Below are 19,101 nucleotides of genomic sequence, written 5' to 3'. Positions count from 1 at the left end.
CGCAAGGACATCCGAGACCGGTCGTTTTGACCTGTTCCGTATGGTGTTTGAACTGGCGGCCATAGATCTGGCTGCTTTCATGGAAGAAGTACCACTTGCCGGATGGCAACTGGAACAAGGAGAATAGGCGTGGCACGTATCGCTGGCGTCAACATCCCGACTGCGAAGCGCGTTGTCATCGCGCTGACCTACATTCACGGGATCGGCCCGAAATTCGCATCGGAAATCATGGAGAAGGTCGGTCTTCCGGCTGAAAAGCGCGTCCATCAGTTGACGGACTCGGAAATCCTTCAGATCCGCGAAACCATCGACCGCGACTATCAGGTCGAAGGTGACCTTCGTCGCGAAACCGCGATGAACATCAAGCGTCTGATGGACCTCGGCTGCTACCGCGGCCTGCGTCATCGCCGTGGCCTTCCGGTCCGCGGTCAGCGCACGCACACCAATGCCCGCACCCGCAAGGGTCCGGCAAAGGCGATCGCTGGTAAGAAGAAGTAATTTTCAAGTGAGCAGTGATTAGTGAGCGGTGATTAGTCCCGCTCACTAACGGCTAACGACTGCTCACTTGAGGTGGAGCCGCTGGAATTACGGCGGTGCAGAGATCAACGAAAGGGATAAAATGGCCAAGGAAGCCACCCGCGTCCGTAGACGCGAGCGTAAAAATATCACGTCGGGCGTTGCCCACGTCAATTCTACCTTCAACAACACGATGATCACCATCACCGACGCGCAGGGCAATGCAATTGCCTGGTCGTCCGCTGGTGCAAAGGGCTTCAAGGGTTCGCGCAAGTCGACCCCGTTCGCAGCCCAGATCGCTGCCGAAGACTGCGCCAAGAAGGCTCAGGAACATGGCATGAAGTCGCTGGAAGTCGAAGTCTGCGGTCCGGGTTCCGGCCGGGAATCGGCTCTGCGCGCTCTGCAGGCTGCCGGCTTCATGATCACCTCGATCCGCGACGTGACCCCGATCCCGCACAACGGCTGCCGCCCGCGCAAGAAGCGCCGCGTCTGATCGTCGGAAAGCGAAGGGGCTACCGGCGGGTGGCCTCTGTCTGAACTCGGGAATAGCCGCCTGACCCTCCCTGGAGGTTCGGCGGCTTTACCCATATCGCCGATGGACATCGTTTCGATCGGTGCTCCTCATGCTCGGTTGCCACGATTGGATGGTGGCAACGAACGGAAGGTATTTAGTGATGATCCAGAAGAACTGGCAGGAACTGATCAAGCCGAACAAGGTGGAATTCTCCTCCTCCGGCCGTACCAAGGTAACCCTGGTTGCCGAACCTCTCGAGCGCGGCTTCGGCCTGACGCTCGGCAATGCGCTTCGTCGCGTGCTTCTGTCGTCTCTGCGCGGTGCGGCTGTAACCGCCGTGCAGATCGACGGCGTATTGCATGAGTTCTCCTCGATCCCGGGCGTCCGGGAAGACGTGACGGACATCGTGCTCAACATCAAGGAAATCGCCATCAAGATGGATGGCGACGACGCAAAGCGCATGGTCGTGCGCAAGCAGGGCCCGGGCTCGGTAACCGCCGGCGATATCCAGACGGTTGGCGATATCGAGATCCTCAACCCGCACCATGTCATCTGCACCCTCGACGAGGGCGCCGAGATCCGCATGGAATTCACGGTCAACAACGGCAAGGGCTACGTTCCTGCCGATCGCAACCGTGCCGAAGATGCTCCGATCGGCTTGATCCCGGTCGACAGCCTCTATTCGCCGGTCAAGAAAGTGTCCTACAAGGTGGAAAACACCCGCGAAGGTCAGGTTCTCGACTACGACAAGCTGACCATGACCATCGACACCGATGGCTCGGTCACGGGTGAAGACGCCGTTGCCTTCGCTGCTCGCATCCTTCAGGACCAGCTCTCGGTCTTCGTCAACTTCGACGAACCGCAGAAGGACGTCGAAGAAGAATCGGTTACCGAACTCGCGTTCAACCCGGCGCTTCTCAAGAAGGTGGACGAACTGGAACTTTCGGTCCGTTCGGCCAACTGCCTGAAGAACGACAACATCGTTTATATCGGCGACCTCATCCAGAAGACCGAGGCGGAAATGCTGCGCACTCCGAATTTTGGTCGCAAGTCGCTGAATGAGATCAAGGAAGTTCTGGCATCCATGGGCCTCCATCTGGGTATGGAAGTTCCCGCCTGGCCGCCGGAAAACATCGAAGATCTCGCCAAGCGTTACGAAGACCAGTACTGAAATCAACAAAGGCAGGTTTTGACTGCCTTTCCCCGTCAAACAGCGGGCCTCTGATCGAAAGAGATGAGTGCCCGTATGTGCCAGGAAACGGCAGGCCCGAAAATAGATGGGTACCTGCATTAAAGGAGAATAGCCATGCGCCACGGAGTAGCCGGCCGCAAGCTCAACCGTACCGCCAGCCACCGCAAGGCGATGTTCGCCAACATGGCGGCTTCGCTCATCACTCACGAGCAGATCGTCACGACCCTTCCGAAGGCGAAGGAAATCCGTCCGATCGTCGAAAAGCTCGTCACCCTCGGCAAACGCGGCGACCTGCACGCTCGTCGTCAGGCGATCTCGCAGATCCAGGACCAGGACGCCGTCAAGAAGCTGTTCGACGCCATCGCTTCGCGTTACGCAACCCGCAACGGCGGTTACCTGCGTATCATGAAGGCCGGCTTCCGCCAGGGCGACAACGCTGCCATGGCCGTTATCGAGTTCGTTGAACGCGATGTTGACGCCAAGGGCGCAGCCGACAAGGCTCGTGTTGCTGCTGAAGCAGACGCTGCCGAAGCCGCATAATTTTCCGCATCGTCGGAATTGAAAAAGCCGGGTGGAGACGCCCGGCTTTTTCGCGTTTCCGGCCAATTATGATGGCGACCTTACCGATCGATCGAACGGCTTGACCTGCGTCAAGAGCTTACCCGGCCAAAGCGATAGGGTCTCGGCATTGAGACAAGATCGTGAGGTACGAAAATGGTTGAGCATGTAGTTTTTGAAAATGCGAAAGACGAACTCGTCATTCCCGCTTTGGCCCCTGTCTATGAGAAGCTGGCGCAGCCCATGGCCTGGAGTATATTCCGACTGGCGGTCGGCGGCATGCTGGTAATCGAGGGATGGCCGAAGATCATTGCGCCGCTGGCGCAGGTAGGCTTCGTCGAAAATATCGGCATGTATCCGGGCTGGTTCTGGTCGCCCTTCCTGGCCGCCCTGCAATTCTTCGGCGGCATGTTCATCGCAGCCGGCCTGTTCACCCGCCCCATTGCGCTCGCCAACGGCGTGATGCTGGCCATGACCCTCTGGTTCCACGTCACCCATCCCTATGGCGACGCTTTCCTGACCCCGGCCGGCATTGAGGCGCTGAAGGCCGGCGGCCAGCAGTTGTTCACGCCGCAGGCATTGGCGCGGCTGAAGGATGGCGGTCACATCTTCCTGGAACAGGTTCAGAGCAAGGCAGAACTGGCTTCGCTGTTCTGGACGGGCGGCGCCTTCCTCTACGCCGCCTTTGGAGGAGGCTACCTGTCGCTCGACCGGCTGCTGTTCCGCAAGCATTTCTGAGCGGGCCTCAAAGACCTTGAACATGAAAGGAGCCGGATCGATGGATCCGGCTCCTTGCGTTGAGGGGGCATCCGTTAAAGTGCCGAGGCGCTCGATTCGCCCTTCGCGTCAGCCGTCCTGCCTGCCCTCTGCGAGGCCACGGGTTTTTCCGGTTTGTTATTGGCCCTTTTCCAATTCAGGACCGGCCGTCTGAGGGATCGATAGGCCAGCAGCAGGGCAATCAACCCGATATGCATGAACGGCACCAATGTCACGGACTTGACCGCCAGCGCATAGTGGAGCGCGCCGCCGGCGGCGATCAGGTAGATCAGCTTGTGCAGCTTGTTCCAGCCCTGGGCGAGCTTTCGGATCGACCAGTTGTTGGAGGTGACCGCAAGCGGGATCAGCATCAGCAGGCAGGTAAAGCCGATGGTGATATAGGGCCGTTTGGCGATATCGCCGCCGACCGCGCCGAAATCGAAGCGCAGATCGAGCGACACATAGACCGAAAAATGCAGGAGCACGTAATAGAAAGCGATCAGCCCGAGCGCTCGGCGATAGCGGATCCAGTTGATGCCGGCGAGATCGCGCAGCGGCGTGATCGCGAGCGTTGCGATGATGAACCGCAGCGCCCAGATGCCGAGCTGATGTTCGAACTCCTTGACCGGATTGAAGCCGAGGCCACCGGTCAACCCGAGGTAAAAGTACCAGGCAGCCGGAACGAGCCCGATGACGTAGAGTGCCCAGACGCTTGCCTTGTGATAGCGGCGGGGCAGGGTAGGAAAGTTCGCCATCCTCAATAATTCGCCTTCAGGTCGAGACCGTCATAGAGGCTCGCCACCTGATCAGCGTAGCCGTTGAAGGGCAGCGTGGGGCGGCGGTTGGCGCCGAAGAAGCCGCCTTCGCCGATCCGCTGTTCCGTCGCCTGGCTCCAGCGCGGGTGATCGACTGCCGGATTGACGTTGGAATAGAAGCCGTATTCGCGTGCGTTGGCATTCTTCCAGGTGGTTTGCGGCTGCTTCTCGACCAGCGAAATCTTGACGATCGACTTGATGCTCTTGAAACCGTATTTCCATGGCACGACGAGCCGGATCGGCGCCCCGTTGGGGTTCGGCAGCGTCTCGCCGTAAAGGCCGACCGCGAGGATCGCCAGCGGATGGCGCGCCTCGTCGAGCCGCAGGCCTTCGACATAGGGCCAGGGCAGCGCCTGGAAAAAGCCCTTCTGGCCCGGCATTTGCTCCGGCCGCACTACGGTTTCGAATGCGACGTATTTGGCGCTGCCGAGTGGTTCGACCTGGTCAAGAAGGGCAGATAGCGGGAAGCCGATCCACGGGATCACCATTGACCAGCCCTCGACGCAGCGCATCCGGTAGGTGCGCTCCTCGAGCTTCATCGTCATCAGTTCCTCGAGCCCGAATTCCTTCGGCTTGCCGACCATTCCGTCGACCTTGACCGACCAAGGCGCCGGCTTGAAGTCGCCGGAATTGGCGGCCGGATCTTCCTTGTTGACGCCAAATTCGTAGAAGTTGTTGTAGGTGGTAACCGCCTCCTTCGGCGTCGGCGTCTCGTCCACCTTGTAGGCGCTGGGGTTGGCCGTCAGTGGCGCGGCAAACGCGCTGTCGGCTCCTGCAAAGGCAAGCCCGGCTGCGGCCGCAGCGCCCATAAAATTCCGGCGCGACATGTAGATATCGCGGGGGGTGATTTCAGAAGCCGGAATATGCGGCGGACGATAGGCGGGCATGTCGAAAATCTCCTCTACGGCAACGAGTGCCTTCTTGCTCCTATACGTAACGCGGAACCGAAAGGTTTCACAGCGGCGGGAAGATTGGTTCGAACCACGTTTGCGTGAAAAACCGGAGGTTTGCGGATGGAAATGCCGTCGATGGAACCCCATTTCGAGTTCTTCAGTTCTCATCGCAGGGCCATTCGCCCGACAAGAGGAGATTGCAGATGACGGCACGCACATGGGATGCCGGAAGCCACGAAACCTTCGCCGACCGCACTGAGAGACTACGGCGCCTGCGCCGCCTTTCGGGCATTGCGCGGCTGATGGATACGGCAATCGGCATTCCCGGCACCCGCATCCGTTTCGGCGCCGATTCGGTCTTCGGCCTCATCCCGCTCGTCGGCGATGCGGGCGGCGCGCTGGTCGGCCTTTACATCGTCAACGAAGCCCGAAAGCTCGGCCTGCCGACCGCAAAGCTTACCCGGATGCTCGGCAACATTGCCGCGGACTCCTTGCTCGGCAGCGTACCGCTGGCGGGCGATATCTTCGACCTTTTCTTCAAATCGCACCGCCGCAACGTCAAGATGATCCTCGACCACTTCGATATCCATCCGGATGAACTGCGGGTGAAGTGAGGCGTCGTCGGACAGCCGGCTCCGACCGTACCGCTTTGGCCTGTCGTGATAGTGACACTCCGGGCGCTTTGCGCTAGGAAAGCCACAAAACCACGGGCTTTTTGCGCGCGTCTCCCGAAAGCGGTAGACTGTGCCGGCCCGCAAGAAGAGATCGAGGACAACACCATGCCAGCTTACCGCTCGAGAACCACGACCCACGGCCGCAATATGGCCGGCGCGCGCGGGCTTTGGCGCGCGACGGGCATGAAGGACAGCGACTTCGGCAAGCCGATCATTGCGGTGGTCAACTCCTTCACCCAGTTCGTGCCCGGTCACGTGCACCTGAAGGATTTGGGCCAGCTCGTCGCCCGCGAGATCGAAGCGGCCGGCGGCGTCGCCAAGGAATTCAACACGATCGCCGTCGACGACGGCATCGCCATGGGCCATGACGGCATGCTCTATTCGCTGCCGTCGCGCGAAATCATCGCCGACTCGGTCGAATACATGGTCAACGCCCACTGTGCCGACGCCATGGTCTGCATCTCCAACTGCGACAAGATCACCCCCGGCATGCTGAATGCAGCGATGCGCCTCAACATCCCGGCCGTCTTCGTCTCCGGTGGCCCGATGGAAGCCGGCAAGGTGGTGCTGAAGGGCAAGACCCATTCGCTCGACCTGATCGACGCCATGGTTGCCGCCGCCGACGACAAGATGAGCGACGAGGACGTCAAGGTCATCGAACGTTCGGCCTGTCCGACCTGCGGCTCGTGCTCAGGCATGTTCACCGCCAATTCGATGAACTGCCTGACCGAAGCGCTCGGTCTGTCGCTGCCCGGCAATGGCTCGGTGCTCGCGACCCATGCCGACCGCAAGCGCCTGTTCGTCGAGGCCGGTCATTTGATCGTCGATATCGCCCGCCGTCATTACGAGCAGGACGACTATTCCGTCCTGCCGCGCTCGATTGCCACCAAGCAGGCTTTCGAGAACGCCATGACGCTCGACATCGCCATGGGGGGCTCCACCAACACCGTCCTGCACATCCTCGCCGCCGCCTATGAAGGCGAGGTCGATTTCAACCTCGACGATATCGACCAGCTCTCGCGCCGCGTCCCGTGCCTCTCCAAGGTCGCGCCGGCCAAGGCCGACGTTCATATGGAAGACGTCCACCGCGCCGGCGGTATCATGTCGATCCTCGGCGAACTGGATAAGGGCGGTCTGCTCAACCGCGAGTGCTACACGGTGCATGCCGAAACGCTCGGCGATGCGATCGACCGCTGGGATATCACCCGCACCAGCAGCGAGACGGTCCGCAACTTCTTCCGCGCAGCACCTGGCGGCATCCCGACCCAGGTCGCTTTCAGCCAGGACGCCCGCTGGGACGAGCTCGACACCGACCGCGAGGCAGGCGTCATCCGCTCCGTCGAACATCCATTCTCAAAGGACGGCGGCCTGGCGGTTCTCAAGGGCAATATCGCCATCGATGGCTGCATCGTGAAGACGGCCGGCGTCGACGACTCGATCCTGAAGTTCACCGGTCCGGCCCGCGTTTTTGAAAGCCAGGATGCGGCCGTCAAGGCGATCCTCTCCAACGAGATCGTCGCGGGCGACGTCGTGGTCATCATCTACGAAGGCCCGAAGGGCGGCCCGGGCATGCAGGAAATGCTTTATCCGACCAGCTACCTGAAGTCGAAGGGCCTCGGAAAGGCCTGCGCCCTCATCACCGACGGCCGTTTCTCCGGCGGCACCTCCGGCCTGTCGATAGGCCACGCTTCCCCGGAAGCGGCCAATGGCGGCACGATCGGCCTGGTGCGGGAAGGGGACAAGATCGAGATCGACATCCCGAACCGCACGATCAACCTCGCCGTTTCGGACGCCGAACTCGCCGAGCGCCGCAGAGAGCAGGACGCCTTCGGCTGGAAGCCGTCGCAGCCCCGCAAGCGCAACGTCACCACCGCGCTGAAGGCCTACGCCGCGTTTGCGGCAAGTGCTGACAAGGGCGCGGTGCGGATTCTGCCGGAGTAAGACGGCAGCTGAGTTGAAAAATCACGAGGCGCCGTCCGGTTCACCAGTCGGCGCTTTGTGCTATTCTGATGCTCATGTTGCCCGAGGGATGAGAAATGTCCGAGCTTCATCGCATCACTTTTGATCCGCACGTCTGTTCGGGACCCCCGACAATCCGCGGGCTGCGCATCCGGGTGAAAGATGTCCTGGAACTGTTGGCTTCAGGCGCAACGCAGGAAGAAATTCTGGAAGACCACCCGTCGCTGGAAGCGCCAGACATTGTTGCCGCGCTCGAATACGCCGCCCGTCAAAGCGATCATATCGCGCTAAGCGATGCACAAGCGACCATTCCACAGCCCGATTGTACAACCCTGAAGCTTCGGAAGGGCGATGAGCCTGTTTACACGCTTGAGCCAGATGGCCGCGTGCTGATCTCCCGTGCTTTCCCATCGGTCGACGATCCCTTTGCCACGTTCGATGAGTGGGGTAGCGACGAGGATCGAAAGGCCTATGCCGATCTTTGAGCCGGGCGCGACATTCTCGCCGTAACGCCGAGTGGTCAGGGCGAAAACTCCTAAAGCGGCCGGTTCAAATTCTTATACGCCTCGTCCAGCTGCTTCAGCCTCTCAGCATAAGCTGACCGGATGCATTCGACATCCTCGCCGCAGGCCTGGCGTTTCTTCAGCCAGGCGCTCTGTTCGTCTTGCAGTTTGCCGCGGTTTCCCATTGCCATCAGGCCGGTGAGGATATCGAAACTCGTCACCATCTTCACGTCGGCGTCGTTGAGCGTGCGCGTGTCGCAGATCACCTTCTCGTCGGCGGCAAGATCGCCGCGCTCGCAGTCGAAGCTTGCGGCCGAGGCCGTCCGAGGACTGGCTGCGACCGTCAGGCCGAGAAGAAGGCCCGTCGAGGCGATGGCGATGGTCAAATGTCTCATGGCTGCACTCCTGATCTCGATGCGCAACGCCTGGAGATCAGCTCAGTTCCCAGAGGCTCCAGAGAGCGAAGACGAGACAGCAGAACCAGATGGAAAGGATGAAGGCGAGGCCGGTGCGGCTCGTGGGTCTTTCGGCCCAACGTTCGGCCTGGCTGCGGAACTCGCTCATCAGCGGCGCGGGCACTAGCTTGATCGCAAGGAGAATGCCGAGCGGCACGATCAGCAGATCGTCCAGATAACCGAGAATGGGAATAAAGTCGGGAATGAGGTCGATCGGCGACAGCGCGTAGGCCGCAACCGCGCCGGCCACCAGCTTGGCGTGCCACGGCACGCGGCGGTCGCGCGAAGCGAGCCACAACGCCAGAATGTCGCGTTTCAGCCGTTTTGCCCACCCTTTCAAACCCGTCAGCCAGCTCATGTTTTTCTCCCGATTTTGACCCTATATAGGGAAAAAGGTTGACGGTTTTCGCCACAATCTCCGTTGTTCCGCCACCTTTCCTTTCTAGTTTTCCACGCTACAAATCGATCCGGATTTTCTCAAATGAGGACTTACATGCTGACCATGCCGAAATGCGTGACGACCGGCCTTCTCGCTCTCGCTTTCCTGATGCCAGTCGCGGCACTCGCCCAGGACAAGGTGGTGCCACAGAGCCGCCAGGAAATGCAGCTCTCCTTCTCGCCGCTGGTCAAGCAGACCGCCGGCGCCGTCGTCAACGTCTATGCCGAACGGGTCGTGCAGCGCCTCAATCCGTTTGCGGGGGACCCCTTCTTCGAGCAGTTCTTCGGCCAGCGAATGCCGAACCGTTCGGAAAAGCAGTCCTCGCTCGGCTCCGGCGTGATCCTTGCGGCAGATGGCCTCGTCGTTACCAACAACCACGTCATCGAAGGTGCCGACGACATCAAGATCGCGCTTGCGGATGGCCGCGAGTTCCCTTGCGATGTCGTGCTGAAGGACGAGAGCGTCGATCTTGCGGTACTTCGGATCAAGTCGAAGGAGCACTTCCCGGTGCTGCCGGTCGCCGATTCCGATCGCGTCGAGGTGGGCGACCTCGTGCTGGCGATCGGCAATCCATTCGGCGTCGGCCAGACAGTGACGAGCGGGATCGTCTCCGCACTTGCCCGCAACCAGATCACCACGGGCGATTTCGGCTTCTTCATCCAGACCGACGCTTCGATCAATCCGGGCAATTCCGGCGGCGCCTTGATGAACATGAACGGCGAGCTGATCGGCATCAACACCGCGATCTTTTCGCGCGGCGGCGGTTCGAACGGCATCGGTTTTGCGATCCCCGCCAATCTCGTCAAAGTCTTTCTGGCGGCGGCTTCCGAGGGCAAGAAGAGCTTCGAACGCCCCTTCGTCGGCGCGAGCTTCGATGCGGTCAATTCGGATGTCGCCGAAGCGCTCGGCCTCAAGACCGCGCGCGGCGCTCTGGTGACCCGCGTTGTCGAGGGTGGACCGGCGGACAAGGCCGGCCTCAAGCCCGGTGAAGTGGTCATCGCCGTCAACGGCATTGCGGTCGAGCATCCGGATGCGCTCGGTTACCGGCTGACGACCGCCGGTCTCGGCAAGCAGGCGACGCTCACCGTCCAGACGGCGGACGGCCAGCGGCAGGTGAACCTGGCGCTCAACACTGCGCCGGAAACCACGCCGCGCGACGAGCGGCTGGTCGAAGGCCGCAATCCCTTCGCCGGCCTGAGGATCGCCAACCTCTCGCCGAAGCTCGCGACCGAGCTGCACATTCCGGCTGAAAAGAGCGGCGTGGTCGTGACCGACGTGACGCGCAACTCTCCCGCTGCGCGCCTGGGCTTCCAGCCGAAGGACATCCTGATCTCGCTGAACGGCACTGCCGTCACCAGCACCAAGGGCATGGAAGCCATGCTCAACGATGATCCGGGTTTCTGGCGGGTCGAGATCGAGCGCGACGGCCAGCGTATCAGGCAGTTCTTTCGATGAGCGGTGATCTCTTCGCGCCGAAGGTCCCGGAAGAGGTCGCCAACCGGCGGCCGCTCGCCGACCGCCTGCGGCCGAAGTCGCTTGCCGAAGTCACCGGCCAGCCGCACCTGACCGGCGAAGATGGCGCGCTGCGCCGAATGATCGACTCGGGTTCGCTCGGCTCGATGATTTTCTGGGGTCCGCCCGGCACCGGCAAGACCACAGTCGCACGACTGTTGTCCGGGGAGGCGGGACTGGCCTTCGAGCAGATCTCGGCGATCTTTTCCGGCGTCGCGGACCTGAAGAAAGTGTTCGAGACCGCCCGCCTGCGCCGTATGGACGGTCGCCAGACGCTGCTGTTCGTCGACGAGATCCATCGCTTCAATCGTGCCCAGCAGGACAGTTTCCTACCCGTTATGGAGGACGGCACCGTCATCCTGGTCGGTGCGACCACCGAAAACCCGAGCTTCGAACTCAACGCCGCTCTTCTGTCGCGTGCCCGGGTGCTGACCTTCCGCAGCCATGACGAAGAGAGCCTGAGCGAGCTTCTCACCCGCGCCGAACAGGCCGAAGGCAAGCCGCTGCCGCTCGACGACGACGCCCGGGCCAGCCTGATCCGCATGGCGGATGGCGACGGCCGCGCCGTGCTGACGCTTGCCGAAGAGGTCTGGCGCGCCGCGCGGGAAGGGGAGGTCTTCGATACGACGGGCCTCACCCAGATCGTCCAGCGCCGCGCGCCGGTCTACGACAAGGCGCAGGACGGCCACTACAATCTGATCTCCGCGCTCCACAAGTCGGTGCGCGGCTCGGATCCGGATGCTGCGCTCTATTATCTGGCGCGGATGTTCGATGCCGGCGAGGACCCGCTTTATCTCGGCCGCCGGCTGGTGCGCATGGCCATCGAGGATATCGGCCTTGCCGATCCGCAGGCACTGGTCGTCTGCAACGCCGCCAAGGATGCCTATGACTATCTCGGTTCGCCGGAAGGGGAGCTGGCATTTGCGCAGGCCTGCGTCTATCTGGCGACCGCGCCGAAATCCAATGCGGTCTATACCGCCTTCAAGGCGGCCACACGCGCCGCCAAGGAAAACGGCTCGCTCCTGCCGCCCAAACACATCCTCAATGCCCCGACCAAGCTGATGAAGGGCGAGGGGTATGGCGAGGGTTACCGCTACGATCACGACGAGCCGGAGGCCTTTTCAGGTCAGGACTATTTTCCGGAAAAGATGGGCCGGCAGACGTTCTACGATCCGCCGGAACGCGGCTTCGAGCGCGACATCCGCAAACGGCTCGACTGGTGGGCCAAGCTTCGCAAGGAACGAAATCCGAAGTGAAACTCTTCTGGCAGCCGATCAGGAGGCGTGTTTCTGAGCCACGACGTTGGCCGGCGCTCCGATCAGCCTAACGGAGGATTCCGCCAGACCGTGATGGCCTTCCATGTCGACGATGACGTGCCAATGGCCCGCCTCCGGGATGACCAGGCGGATAGGGGATCGTTTGGCGATGCCGCCGACATATTTGAAATCGAGCAGTTCCGTGAAGCGCTGGAAATTGGCGGCATTCATCAGGCGCACATTGTTGACCGCATTCAACGTCACCTCGATCGTCGTCCCCGCGCGCTGCGGCTTCAAGTCGTAGTGGGTAAAGCGGAAATTCGGTACGGCCATTCCTGCCTCATTGATGCCAGCATAGAAGTTCATCAATCTTAACAATACGTCGTTAACGAATAGTGGAACATTGCGGTTTCCCGTGTGTTTACTTCCGTGAAGACCAGCTTCGGCCGGCATATCCCTAGGCCGCGCCGAAGACAATCAGGCGGCTTTCGTCCCCTGCAGCCGCCGCACAAGAATAATACTTTGACCTCCAATCTACCTGTCCCGCCGTCTCCTCGCGGCGGGACTTTCTTTTGCGCGAAGAAATTTCGGCGTGGATTGTCGGCCCGGGCTTATCCTCTTCGTCCTTGGGGCATCACCAACCAATCCATCGAGGAGGACATCATGTCGATCAGGATATTGGCCACCGCAATTGCAGCCGTCGTCGCATCGTTCGTTCCGGCTCCGGCCGAAGCGCAGGAACCGAAAGCGGCCACACCCCAGGCGATCGCCGCCGAGCCGTCGAGGAAGGGCTATGTCGAGGTCGGCGGCATCAACTATTATTACGAAATCCGCGGGGAGGGTGAACCGCTGCTGCTGCTTCATGGCGGTCTGGGCTCCATCGACATGTTCGCGCCGATCATGCCGGCGCTGACGCAGCACCGCCAGGTCATCGGCGTCGACCTCCAGGGTCATGGCCGCACGTCGCTCGGCAAGCGGCCGTTCAGCCTGGAAGCCATGGGCGCCGACATGGGCAAGATCGTCTCCGAACTCGGCTACGGGCAGGTCGATGTGCTGGGTTATTCGATGGGCGGCGGCGTCGGCCTGCAGATGGCCGCACAGTCACCCGAAAAGGTACGGCGGCTCGTCATCGCCTCGGCACCCTTTGCCAAGAACGGGTTCTTCCCGGAAATGATCCCCCAGCAGGAAGCCGTCAGCGGTGCCATGGCCGAGATGATGAAGGAGACGCCGATGTTCATCTCCTACAAGGCGGTAGCGCCGGATGTCTCCGAATTCCCGCGGCTCCTCGACGCGATGGGCGACCTGATGCGCCGGGATTACGATTTCTCCGATGCGGTCGCCAGGTTGACCATGCCAGTCATGCTGGTCTTCGGCGACAGCGACATGATCCGCCCGGAGCACATCGTCGAATTCTATCACAAGCTCGGCGGCGGTCTGAAGGATGCCGGCTGGATGCGCGAGAACATGCCGAAGAACCGGCTGGCGATCCTGCCCGATCTTACCCATTACGAGGCCTTCGCGTCGCCGGCCCTGGTGCCGACCGTGCTGCCCTTCCTTGATGGCAAGAGCAATGCGCCGAACTGGGCGGAACAGGTCAAGAAGTGAAATCGCTAAACGCGATGCCGGTCGAAAGTCGGCATCGCCTCATCTTTTCAGGCGCTTGTGTGGGTTTGCGGATTCTGGTTCATAAAACCTTGAATCAGTTTCTGAGGTTTTCGCGGTCGAGCTGGAGGGTCAGCGCCAACACCGTTTCGCAGGTCGGCGTCGGCACGCCGGCGAGCTTTCCGAGCGCCACCACCATACCGGTCAGCGGCATGATCTCCAGCGCCTTGCCGGCAAGCAGGTCCTGCAGCATCGAGGTCCTGACGGGGCCGAAACCGCCCGACCGGCTGAGCTGCTCTTCGACGCTGCCGCTGAAGACCGCGCCAAGCGCCTCGCCGACAGCTCTCGTCTCCGTCATCACCTTGCCGACCTGTTCGACCAGCGCCGCGTTTTCCATGATGCTGTTCATTCGGCCGCGGGTGAGCGCGCTGATCGGGTTGTAGGCGGCATTACCCATCAGCTTGGTCCAGATCGCGTCCCGGATCCGCTCTGTCGGCAGGATGTTTAGGCCGGCGCGGCCGAGAAGCGCCGAGATCGACTGGAGGTCCTGCGAGAGTTCGCCGGACGGTTCGCCGAGGAAGAAGCGGCCATCGCCGTTGAGACGGATAGTGCCGGGCTCGATTACCTCGGCACCCTGATAGGCGACGCACCCGATCACCCGTTCGGGCCCGACGAGCCGCCACAGCTTTCCCTCGGGATCGAGCTCCGAAAGCTGGCGTTCCGCATGCCCGCTTTCCGCGTCCCGATGGAAATACCACCACGGGATGCCGTTCAGGATCATGATGATCCGAGTGCCTTCCTTGAGAAGGCCGGCGAGGCCCTCGGCGGCATCGGCAAGCTGGTGTCCTTTGAGACCGGTGATGATCAGGTCTTGGCTCGGCAGATCCGACGGATCGCTGGTGGCGGTGACACGCGCACGGAGCGGCGCGGCATCGCCCCCCGGCTCGACGGTCAGGCCCTTGTCGCGGATGGCGGCGAGATGTGCGCCGCGCGCCACGACGGAGACGTCCGCCTCAGGGCCAAGCCCGTTGGCAATCTTCGTCGCAAACGTGCCCCCGAGAGCGCCCGCACCATAGATGCAGATATTCCTGATGGTCATAATATCCTCGCAACGCTTATATGCAGTGCGGTAGGTTTAGGACATCTTCGGGATTCAGGCGAACGAGTTTTTGTGATGGGTCAATGGGCCCAACTGGCGGATACGAGCTCTGTCCGGCGAAGCTCGTCGATCGCGGTGACGGCGTCTTCGACAGACCAGCCGGCCTTGACGGCGGCGGCGATCATCTTGATCTCCGCTTCCTCTTCGAGCGCAAGAAAGAGCGGTTCAAGGGCCTCCTGAACGGTGAGGATATGTTCATCCGGCGGGGCAATAGACGTACGTGCAGCGGACGTAGGCATGATACGCTCGGCTCCTCTCTCTTTTGTGATCGAATCCTCACAATTGCTGTGAGCGGGAAAAGTTCCACGCAACTTGTGGAAAATTTCATTCGGACGGTTTCTGCGGCTCAAAGCTTGTTCTTTCGCCAAGCCTCTGCCTTGTTGCCCAGCTAAAATACATGTGATTCGGGTGCCACGAGGCCGCCCGGCCGGCGGGTGCCGATGCCAAGGAGATTGCGATGACGGACGCCAAAAAACACCAGATTACCGAAATGCGGCCGAAGATCACCGTGATCGGCGTCGGCGGTGGCGGTGGCAACGCCATCAACAACATGATTGCCGAGGAGCTGGAAGGCGTCGATTTCATCGCCGCCAATACCGACGCACAGGTCCTGGCGACTTCCAAGGCATCCCGCCGCATCCAGCTCGGCGCCCACGTGACCGAAGGTCTCGGCGCCGGCTCCCTGCCGGAGATCGGCCGCGCTGCAGCAGAAGAATCGATCGACGAGATCATGGATCACCTCTCCGGCTCGCACATGTGCTTCGTGACGGCCGGCATGGGCGGCGGCACCGGTACCGGTGCGGCGCCGATCATCGCCCAGGCTGCCCGCAATGCCGGCATCCTGACCGTTGGCGTCGTCACCAAGCCCTTCACCTTCGAAGGCAATCGCCGCATGAAGACGGCCGATGCCGGCATCGAGGAACTGCGCCGCGCCGCCGACACCGTCATCGTCATTCCTAACCAGAACTTGTTCCGTATTGCCGACGCCAAGACCACGTTCGCCGACGCGTTCATGACCGCCGACAAGGTGCTGTTTGCTGGCGTCGGCTGCATCACCGACCTGATCGTCAAGGAAGGCCTCATCAACCTCGATTTCGCCGACGTGAAATCGGTGATGAAGGGCATGGGCAGGGCGATGATGGGCACGGGCGAAGCCTCCGGCGACGGTCGTGCGCTACTCGCCGCGGAAGCTGCGATCGCCAATCCGCTGCTCGACGACATCTCGATGAAGGGCGCCAAGGGCGTGCTGATCTCGATCTCTGGCGGTTCCGACATGACCCTGTTCGAAGTGGACGAGGCCGCAAGCCGCATCCGCGACGAGGTCATGGACGATGCCGATATCGTCGTCGGCGCAATCTTCGACCGCAGCCTCGACGGCAAGTTCCGTGTCTCCGTCGTCGCGACCGGCCTCGACGGCGGCGATGCGGGCATTGCTCCGGGTTCCCCGGCGGACATGCAGACGTTCCAGCGCACGCTGCAGTAACCGCCCCGGCCTCCGGGCCAGGAGATCCGTTCCAACAGAAGCCTTCCGGCGGTTTTTGCTGCCGGAAGGCTTCTGCTTTCCGGGTTCCGACGTCTTTTCATTGTCATCCGGCGCGGATATAGCTCGCCGCCCATTCGACGATTGAGAGGAGGAAGAGCATGGATGCGACTGATGTCGGCTCCCATTGGGAGAGCAATGCCGAGACCTGGACGATCTATTCGCGGGCGGGTTACGACAAATACCGGGACGTGCTGAACACCCCGGCCTTCCTCGACATGCTGCCGCCGGTTGCCGGGTTGAAAGGCCTCGATCTCGGCTGTGGCGAGGGCACCAATACCCGCGCAGTCGCCCGGCTCGGCGCCGAGATGACCGGCCTCGACATCGCCCCGACCTTCATCCGCTACGCTCGCGAGACCGAGGCTGCCGATCCGCTCGGCATCGCCTATGCGCTCGGCGACGGGCAGGGGATCGACTTTCCGGACGCGAGTTTTGATTTCATCACGGCCTTCATGTCGATGATGGATATGGCCGATCAGCGCCAAGTGCTGAAGGGCATTTACCGCATCCTGAAGCCGGGCGGTTTCCTGCAGTTCTCGATCCTGCATCCCTGTTTCGTGCCGCCGACGCGCAAGAATATCCGCGATGAGAGCGGAGAGGCGGTGGCGGTGCAGATCGCCGATTATTTCGACGAGACGGACGGGCGGATCGAACGCTGGCTGTTTTCTGAAATTCCGGCCGAGGAGCGGGCGAAGCTGACGCCGTTTTCGGTGCCGCGTTTCCACCGCACGCTGACCACCTGGGTGTCGATGGTCGTCGGCGCCGGACTGGTGATTGAGGCCTTCGGCGAGCCGATGGCATCCGAAGAGGTGGCGAAGGCCGAACCGGTTGTCGCCGACACTCGCGTGGCACCGATCTTCCTGCATATCCGCGCCGGTAAACCCTAGACGCGAAAAGAGCGGCCACGCAGTCCGAATGGTCACTAAAGCGTGAGCCTGTAACCGGGGTGCTGCCTGCCGCGAATGAGGCTGCAATGGCCATGCTGCAAGGAGCACCCCCGTGAACAACCAGAATTCCTTTCGTCTCGCATTCGCCGCACTGTCCCTGAGCCTCCTAGGTGCAGCACCCGCCCTGGCCGGCGCGCGAAATCCGGTCGTGGTCGAGCTATTCACCAGCCAGGGCTGCTCATCCTGCCCGCCCGCCAATGCCAATCTGGTCAAGCTGAGCCGCGATCCCGCCATCCTGGCGCTCAGCTTCGCCGTGACCTATTGGGACTACCTCGGCTGGAAGGACATTTTCGGCAGGGAGGAGTTCACGCGGCGCCAGGCGACCTACGAACCGGCGCTGGGTCAGTCGAGCCCGTTCACGCCGCAGATGGTTATTAACGGTCGCACCTCGACTGTCGGGCAGGATCTTGGTGAAGTTCGTAGCCTGATTGCGGCAGAAAAGCCGCTTGCCGGACCTGCGGTCAGCCTGAAAGGCGATACGGCCGCGATCGAGGGCGGCGGCAAACCGGCTTCGCCTGCCGATATCTGGCTGGTTCGTTATGATGCGGGCCTTGTCGAAGTTCCCGTGGCACGCGGCGAAAATGCCGGCGAGACATTGCCCCATGCGCATGTGGTGCGCGAACTGACGCATCTTGGGCTGTGGAACGGCAAGGCGCAAAGTCTGACGATGCCGGCGGCAAAGTCCAACCAGAAACGTGCTCTGCTCGTTCAGGAACGCAATGGTGGGCAAATTCTCGCGGCTGCGACGGATTGATGAGGCGCGGAGGGTGAAGTCTATTGATGTCTGCCCCCATCCGGATCGAGCGGTTCCGTGCGATGCCGCTTCATATCTCGCCGGCACCGAGGCCTGTTCCCGAGACTGTTACACTTGTTGATCGGCTGTCGAGCCCTCGTGGCCTGCGGATTAAGGAAGTGTTTATGAATTCATGAAAAATGAATGGAAACTTGCCGGCGGTCCGGGCCTCAAGGGCTTGGGTGGGATGAACGTGACCGTCGCGCGGTGTGTAACCTTTGAGTAACCGCCTGCTGATGTTTGAGATGCAGGCGCTGTACGGAGTAGACCAAGACCATGAACAACAGGCCATTCGCCCTGGCGATCCTCGCCGCATTCGCTGCCACGCCTCTCTGGGCTGCCGACCTGGCGCCTTATTCCGAGCCGCCGACCTATAACGAACCTGCCGGCACGCCGAAGGCGGGCTGGGGTGGTGCCTATGTTGGTGCCGATCTCGGCATGGCATCCCGCAAGCTGAACCCGTTCGATGGCGACAAGGGCCTCGTTCTCGGCGGTCACGGTGGCTACAATATCGACCTCGATTCCGGCGTCGTTGGCGCGGAAATCGAAGCTTCGCATCTCGGCAACGTCGAAAGCCGCGTGCCCGGCGGCAAGATCACCGAAAAGGGCCGGGTCGCGGCCAAGGCCAAGGCCGGCGTCGGCTTCAATCAGACGCTTGTCTACGGCACCGCAGGCGCCGCGCTCACCAGCTTCGGCGGCAAGAACGGTACGTCCGGTCCGGACGGCTGGAAGCCGGGTTGGGTCCTGGGCGCCGGCGTCGAGCAGAAGCTCACCGACAACCTGTCGGCCCGGGTCGAATACAACTACACCATGACCAACGACGTCCGCAGCACCTCCGGCGGCGTCTCCTCCAGGACCGACGTGCGCGACCAGACGCTCAAGGCTGGCGTAAACTACAAGTTCTAGGACGCAAGCCCGCCGGATCGGTCGGATACGGTGGCGGGATTTTATCGCTAGAGAAACTCAAAGCGCCGTGCGCCGAAAAGGCGCGCGGCGCTGGCGGTTTATAGCGGCGTTC

At 61.7% G+C, this 19,101-nt stretch carries 22 protein-coding genes; 15 read left to right on the top strand and 7 right to left on the bottom strand.

What is annotated here, in order from left to right; all coding sequences use genetic code 11:
• Positions 1-129: 129 nt before the first annotated feature.
• The 5 genes from rpsM (at position 130) to AC1D3C_RS09350 (ending at position 3,518) form a co-directional block, all read left to right on the top strand.
• Positions 130-498: a 30S ribosomal protein S13 gene (gene rpsM, locus AC1D3C_RS09370; protein ID WP_037084707.1), complete on the top strand. Its 369-nt coding sequence runs from the start codon at positions 130-132 to the stop codon at positions 496-498.
• A 121-nt stretch (positions 499-619) separates the two neighbouring features.
• Positions 620-1,009 (top strand): 30S ribosomal protein S11, encoded by a 390-nt coding sequence (gene rpsK, locus AC1D3C_RS09365; protein ID WP_007766864.1) that lies wholly within the window; start codon positions 620-622, stop codon positions 1,007-1,009.
• A gap of 181 nt (positions 1,010-1,190) precedes the next feature.
• The gene (locus AC1D3C_RS09360) at positions 1,191-2,201 is read left to right on the top strand and encodes a DNA-directed RNA polymerase subunit alpha (protein ID WP_038542179.1); all 1,011 of its coding nucleotides are present in this window, start codon (positions 1,191-1,193) and stop codon (positions 2,199-2,201) included.
• 135 nt (positions 2,202-2,336) lie between these two features.
• Positions 2,337-2,762, top strand: coding sequence for a 50S ribosomal protein L17 (gene rplQ / locus AC1D3C_RS09355; protein ID WP_007766870.1), 426 nt, complete (start codon positions 2,337-2,339; stop codon positions 2,760-2,762).
• 174 nt (positions 2,763-2,936) lie between these two features.
• Positions 2,937-3,518, top strand: a complete 582-nt coding sequence (locus AC1D3C_RS09350; protein WP_477482675.1) for a DoxX family protein — start codon at positions 2,937-2,939, stop codon at positions 3,516-3,518.
• 74 nt (positions 3,519-3,592) lie between these two features.
• On the opposite strand, the gene msrQ is transcribed toward AC1D3C_RS09350, so the two are convergent.
• Both msrQ and msrP read right to left on the bottom strand, forming a co-directional pair.
• Positions 3,593-4,291, bottom strand: coding sequence for a protein-methionine-sulfoxide reductase heme-binding subunit MsrQ (gene msrQ, locus AC1D3C_RS09345; protein ID WP_477482674.1), 699 nt, complete (start codon positions 4,289-4,291; stop codon positions 3,593-3,595).
• 2 nt (positions 4,292-4,293) lie between these two features.
• A complete protein-coding gene (gene msrP, locus AC1D3C_RS09340; protein ID WP_477482673.1) occupies positions 4,294-5,238 on the bottom strand; it encodes a protein-methionine-sulfoxide reductase catalytic subunit MsrP in 945 nt (314 codons plus the stop codon).
• Between the two features lie 209 nt (positions 5,239-5,447).
• Here msrP and AC1D3C_RS09335 point away from each other — a divergent pair, with 209 nt between their 5' ends.
• The 3 genes from AC1D3C_RS09335 (at position 5,448) to AC1D3C_RS09325 (ending at position 8,362) form a co-directional block, all read left to right on the top strand.
• The gene (locus tag AC1D3C_RS09335) at positions 5,448-5,858 is read left to right on the top strand and encodes a DUF4112 domain-containing protein (protein WP_477482672.1); all 411 of its coding nucleotides are present in this window, start codon (positions 5,448-5,450) and stop codon (positions 5,856-5,858) included.
• A 165-nt stretch (positions 5,859-6,023) separates the two neighbouring features.
• Positions 6,024-7,859: a dihydroxy-acid dehydratase gene (gene ilvD / locus AC1D3C_RS09330; RefSeq protein WP_477482671.1), complete on the top strand. Its 1,836-nt coding sequence runs from the start codon at positions 6,024-6,026 to the stop codon at positions 7,857-7,859.
• A gap of 95 nt (positions 7,860-7,954) precedes the next feature.
• Positions 7,955-8,362, top strand: a complete 408-nt coding sequence (locus AC1D3C_RS09325) for a DUF433 domain-containing protein (RefSeq protein WP_309493806.1) — start codon at positions 7,955-7,957, stop codon at positions 8,360-8,362.
• A 50-nt stretch (positions 8,363-8,412) separates the two neighbouring features.
• Here AC1D3C_RS09325 and AC1D3C_RS09320 read toward each other — a convergent pair whose 3' ends face one another.
• Both AC1D3C_RS09320 and AC1D3C_RS09315 read right to left on the bottom strand, forming a co-directional pair.
• A complete protein-coding gene (locus AC1D3C_RS09320; RefSeq protein ID WP_477482670.1) occupies positions 8,413-8,775 on the bottom strand; it encodes a lysozyme inhibitor LprI family protein in 363 nt (120 codons plus the stop codon).
• 37 nt (positions 8,776-8,812) lie between these two features.
• On the bottom strand, positions 8,813-9,193 hold the full coding sequence (locus tag AC1D3C_RS09315; protein ID WP_038542208.1) for a YkvA family protein: 381 nt from the start codon (positions 9,191-9,193) through the stop codon (positions 8,813-8,815).
• A gap of 135 nt (positions 9,194-9,328) precedes the next feature.
• On the opposite strand from AC1D3C_RS09315, the gene AC1D3C_RS09310 reads away from it, so the two are divergent.
• Positions 9,329-10,729, top strand: coding sequence for a DegQ family serine endoprotease (locus AC1D3C_RS09310; protein ID WP_477482697.1), 1,401 nt, complete (start codon positions 9,329-9,331; stop codon positions 10,727-10,729).
• Positions 10,726-12,042 carry a replication-associated recombination protein A gene (locus AC1D3C_RS09305; protein WP_477482669.1) on the top strand — a complete coding sequence of 439 codons (1,317 nt, stop codon included), beginning with the start codon at positions 10,726-10,728 and terminating at the stop codon, positions 12,040-12,042. Before AC1D3C_RS09310 ends, AC1D3C_RS09305 begins: the two co-directional genes overlap by 4 nt.
• A gap of 18 nt (positions 12,043-12,060) precedes the next feature.
• Here AC1D3C_RS09305 and AC1D3C_RS09300 read toward each other — a convergent pair whose 3' ends face one another.
• Positions 12,061-12,375: a DUF1883 domain-containing protein gene (locus tag AC1D3C_RS09300; RefSeq protein ID WP_038585897.1), complete on the bottom strand. Its 315-nt coding sequence runs from the start codon at positions 12,373-12,375 to the stop codon at positions 12,061-12,063.
• A 330-nt stretch (positions 12,376-12,705) separates the two neighbouring features.
• Here AC1D3C_RS09300 and AC1D3C_RS09295 point away from each other — a divergent pair, with 330 nt between their 5' ends.
• Positions 12,706-13,647 carry an alpha/beta fold hydrolase gene (locus AC1D3C_RS09295; protein ID WP_477482668.1) on the top strand — a complete coding sequence of 314 codons (942 nt, stop codon included), beginning with the start codon at positions 12,706-12,708 and terminating at the stop codon, positions 13,645-13,647.
• Between the two features lie 94 nt (positions 13,648-13,741).
• Here the strand turns inward: AC1D3C_RS09295 and AC1D3C_RS09290 are convergent, their stop codons facing one another.
• Both AC1D3C_RS09290 and AC1D3C_RS09285 read right to left on the bottom strand, forming a co-directional pair.
• Complete coding sequence (locus AC1D3C_RS09290; RefSeq protein ID WP_477482667.1) at positions 13,742-14,743, bottom strand: ketopantoate reductase family protein; 1,002 nt, start codon at positions 14,741-14,743, stop codon at positions 13,742-13,744.
• A gap of 80 nt (positions 14,744-14,823) precedes the next feature.
• Positions 14,824-15,042, bottom strand: a complete 219-nt coding sequence (locus tag AC1D3C_RS09285; RefSeq protein ID WP_038542223.1) for a hypothetical protein — start codon at positions 15,040-15,042, stop codon at positions 14,824-14,826.
• Between the two features lie 218 nt (positions 15,043-15,260).
• Between AC1D3C_RS09285 and ftsZ the strand changes: the two genes are divergently transcribed.
• The 4 genes from ftsZ (at position 15,261) to AC1D3C_RS09265 (ending at position 18,989) form a co-directional block, all read left to right on the top strand.
• Positions 15,261-16,286, top strand: coding sequence for a cell division protein FtsZ (gene ftsZ / locus AC1D3C_RS09280; RefSeq protein ID WP_038542227.1), 1,026 nt, complete (start codon positions 15,261-15,263; stop codon positions 16,284-16,286).
• Between the two features lie 158 nt (positions 16,287-16,444).
• Positions 16,445-17,230 carry a class I SAM-dependent methyltransferase gene (locus AC1D3C_RS09275; RefSeq protein WP_477482666.1) on the top strand — a complete coding sequence of 262 codons (786 nt, stop codon included), beginning with the start codon at positions 16,445-16,447 and terminating at the stop codon, positions 17,228-17,230.
• A 112-nt stretch (positions 17,231-17,342) separates the two neighbouring features.
• Positions 17,343-18,044, top strand: a complete 702-nt coding sequence (locus tag AC1D3C_RS09270) for a DUF1223 domain-containing protein (RefSeq protein ID WP_038542233.1) — start codon at positions 17,343-17,345, stop codon at positions 18,042-18,044.
• Between the two features lie 315 nt (positions 18,045-18,359).
• Positions 18,360-18,989: an outer membrane protein gene (locus AC1D3C_RS09265; RefSeq protein ID WP_477482665.1), complete on the top strand. Its 630-nt coding sequence runs from the start codon at positions 18,360-18,362 to the stop codon at positions 18,987-18,989.
• Positions 18,990-19,101: the final 112 nt, after the last annotated feature.

It is taken from the genome of Neorhizobium sp. P1_A6 (assembly GCF_056406795.1).
The sequence above is the reverse complement of the archived record's forward strand: the minus strand, read 5'-3'. Positions and strand labels throughout refer to the sequence as shown.